The 3479-nt window shown below is 69.5% G+C and carries 3 protein-coding genes; 2 read left to right on the forward strand and 1 reads right to left on the reverse strand.

What is annotated here, in order from left to right:
• Positions 1-831, reverse strand: an 831-nt coding sequence (locus tag AB0O00_RS32935) for an ATP-grasp domain-containing protein (RefSeq protein WP_363658070.1), incomplete at its 3' end; no start/stop codon positions are given.
• Positions 832-987: 156 nt separating this feature from the next.
• Here AB0O00_RS32935 and AB0O00_RS32940 point away from each other — a divergent pair.
• Positions 988-2088 (forward strand): fatty acid desaturase family protein, encoded by a 1101-nt coding sequence (locus AB0O00_RS32940; protein WP_363658072.1) that lies wholly within the window; start codon positions 988-990, stop codon positions 2086-2088.
• Between the two features lie 40 nt (positions 2089-2128).
• Positions 2129-3259, forward strand: coding sequence for an aminotransferase class V-fold PLP-dependent enzyme (locus tag AB0O00_RS32945; RefSeq protein WP_363658074.1), 1131 nt, complete (start codon positions 2129-2131; stop codon positions 3257-3259).
• Positions 3260-3479: the final 220 nt, after the last annotated feature.

A 3479-nucleotide genomic window follows, 5' to 3' on the forward strand; every position in this document is an offset into this window, starting at 1 on the left:
GTTGATCCGGTCGCCGCCGCGCCGGCAGTGGCCCTCGACGATCCGGGGGCCGCCGGCGGTCAGCTTCACCTCGACGTGGGACGGTCCGTCGCTCAGGCCGATCGCGGTCAGGAAGGCCTCGATCAGCTCGACCACCTCGGTGGCGGCGGCGTCGTCGAGGGCGGCCGGCACGGTGTGCCCGGCCTCCACGAACCCGGTGCCGAGCGACTTCTCGGTGAGCGCGAGCACGACGTGGCGACCGGCGAAGGTGAACGACTCGACGCTGATCTCGGGCCCGTCGAGGTGCTCCTCCAGCAGGAACGCACTGGCCCCGGTGTCGACGAACCCCTGGTGGACCTGCTCCACCCGGGGTTCCTCCACCAGGACCACTCCGAAGCTGCCGGTGGCCGAGACCGGCTTGGCGATGAACGGGAAGCCGTGCTCGGCGCCGAACGCGCGCAGATCGTCCGCCGTTCGCCCCAGGGCGGCCGCCACCGGACTGACTCCCCGCTCGGCGAGCGCGGTGCGCATGGCCCACTTGTCGGTGACGAGACGGACGGTTTCGTGGCGGGGGCCTCGCAGCCCCAACCGGTCGTTGAGGGCGGCCAGCGACAGCAGGGCGTGCTCCTGGATGCTCACCACCGCGTCGAACGGCCGGATCGCGTGCAGATGCGTGATGAGTTCGACGAACGCCGGCTCGGCGTAGTCGGTCAGCAGCGTCACGACCGCGGCGGCGGCCTCGACGGGCCGGACACGATCGGGACGCTGGGCCCACCACACCTCGGCTCCCAGCTTGACGGCTGCGTCGACCAGGGTTTGCTGATCGCCCAGGACCAGTACGCGAGGCTTCATGGCAGGAACCCTGCCAGAGATTTGCCACGCTTGGCAACACTTGGGAAGCAGGAACCCGCCACGCCTTGGCAACCACTTGCCAAGAGTGTGCCAAGCTCATACGCTCGGGCCTGCTCTGCTGCACGATTTCCCTGCTCCCTGGTCCTGGAGGAGAAATTGACGACGTCCCTGCAGAAGGAGGATCTGAGTCTTGACTTCAACAGGCTCGACCCCGGAGTGCGCAAACAGCTGAGAGCGCTGTGCACGCTCGACAACCGCCACGCCCCGCTCGCCCTGATCGGCGACTACCTCCTGGTGGCCGCTTCGATCTACGCGTGCGTCGCCGTCTCCTACTGGTTCTATCCGCTCGCGGTCCTGCTCATCGGGTCGACGCAGCGGGCCTTCGTGAACCTGCTGCACGAGTCCTCGCACAAGGTCCTCGCGCGCAGCGCACGGCTCAACCTCGCCCTCGGGACCGTGTTCTCCGGTTACCTGGTGCTGCACATGTACAACCCGTACCGCAATTCCCACATCGGCTTCCACCACCGGTTCCTCGGCGATCCGCAGAAGGACCCCGACTACCGGTTCCACGCGGACATCGGCATCTACGACCACGAGGTCTCGGACCGCCGCTTCTTCGCCCGCAACATCGCCGCGGCCGTTCTCGGGCTGCGCGCCCCCCAGTACGTCACGTACGTCGTGCGCGACCGCATCCTCTTCAAGTCGCGGAACGCCGCGGTGTCGATGCCGATCCGCCAGGGCACCGAGCGCGTCCTGCTGCTCCTCCAATGGGGCGTGATCGCCGGCGTCTGTGCCTGGCAGGGCTGGCTGCTCCACCTGCTGCTGTTCTGGTTCGTGCCGCTGTTCACGGCGGCCATCGCGATCGGCTGGCTGTCGGAGCTGGCGGAGCACTACCCCCTGCCGGAGAGCGAGTCCCGGCAGATCCTGATGACCCGCAACCGGCACGGCTGGGCGATCGAACGCTTCCTGCTCGGCCGCCACCACGACAACTACCACCTGGTGCACCACCTCAACACCGGAGTGCCCTTCTGGAACATGAAGCGAGCCCACCGGGTGCTGCTCCAGGACACGGCCTACGCCCGCTGGGACGGCCTGTGGGCCGGCGTCCTCACCCGCTCGCGGGACCGGCGCGACCAGGAGACGCTGCTCAGCTACGCGTCCAAGTACCGCCGTTGGCGCCGCACCGGCGGCGATCCGGCGCAGATCGACGGCGGCGGCACCTTCGCCGAGGCGGCGGCCTTCGCCCGCGTCATCTGAGCCGGCACTCCCTGCGCCCCGATTCCAAGGAGCCTGCCGGATGACCGTGCACCTCAACACCGCCGGAGCCGGCCTGATGCCCGCCGAGGTCGTGGACACGATGCGCGCCCATCTCGCCGAAGAAGCGGCCGAGGGCGCCTACGAGACGGAGCTGCGCCACGCGGACGTCCTGGAGCAGGGCGTCTACCGGACACTGGCCGAGGTGCTCGACGCACCCGTCGCCGACGTGGCCCTCTTCGACAGTGCCACCCGCGCCTGGAACTCCGTGGTGGGCGCCCTCCCCCTCACCGGCACCGACCGCCTCTGGATCACGCCGTACGAGTACGCGGGCAACCTCATCCTGTGGACCGAGTTGCGCAGCCGTACGGGCCTGCGCATCGAGGTCGTTCCCCTGACCTCGTCCGGGGACCTCGACCTCGACTGGATGCGCCGCAACATCCGTGAGGACGTCTGCCTCGTCTCCGTCCCGCACGTCCCGTCCGGCTGCGGGATCGTGAACCCGGTGGAGGAGATCGGCCGCATCCTCGCCCCATGGCCCTGCCTCTACCTCGTCGACGCCTGCCAGTCGGTCGGCCAGCTCGACGTCTCGGTCCGCAGGATCGGCTGCGACCTGCTCACCGGCGCCGGCCGCAAGTTCCTGCGCGGACCACGCGGCACCGGGTTCGCCGCCATCGGCGCGCGCCTGCGGGCCATCGCCGCGCCCTCCTTCCACGACCTCCACGTCGCCGAGGTGACGTCCGCCCACCGGTACGGGATCCACACCGACAGCGCGCGGCGCTTCGAGTACGCGGAGCGCTCGGGAGCCGCCGTCCGAGGACTCCACACGGCGCTGCGCCACCACCTGGCCCGCACCGACGCACCGGACACCGGGCAGCACACCCGTGCCGCGGTGCGCGACACCATCGACAGCCTGCCCGGCACCCGTCTGATCGACCCCGGTACCCGGCACGCCTCCATCGTCACCTTCGTGTGCGAGCACCTGCACGCGGCACGGATACGCGACGAACTGACCTCACGCGGCATCAACGTCTGGGTGGCCCAAGGCAACCACACGCCTCTCTACCTGCCCGGGCAGGGCGTCGAACAGGCGGTGCGCGTATCACCGCACTACTACAACTCGCCCAAGGACATCGAGTCCTTCGGCCAGGCCCTGCAAGAAGTGATCCGCTGACGGTGCGCGGCCCCGTCGCCGTCGCCCAGTAAGGGAAACCGATGACAACGCACGCCCCCATCGCACAGATCGACAAGGCCGCCGTCCAGGCGCTCGCAGACGAGCGGATCGACTGGCGGTTCAAAGGACTCCCGGTGTCGGCCGAGGGAAGCACCGTCGCCGAGGTCGCGGCCCGCCGGCTCAACGTCTTCGACGACGGTTTCGTCGGTCCGATCATGAC

Origin of the sequence: Kitasatospora sp. NPDC093558, assembly GCF_040683475.1 — a bacterium.
Taxonomy (GTDB): domain Bacteria; phylum Actinomycetota; class Actinomycetes; order Streptomycetales; family Streptomycetaceae; genus Kitasatospora.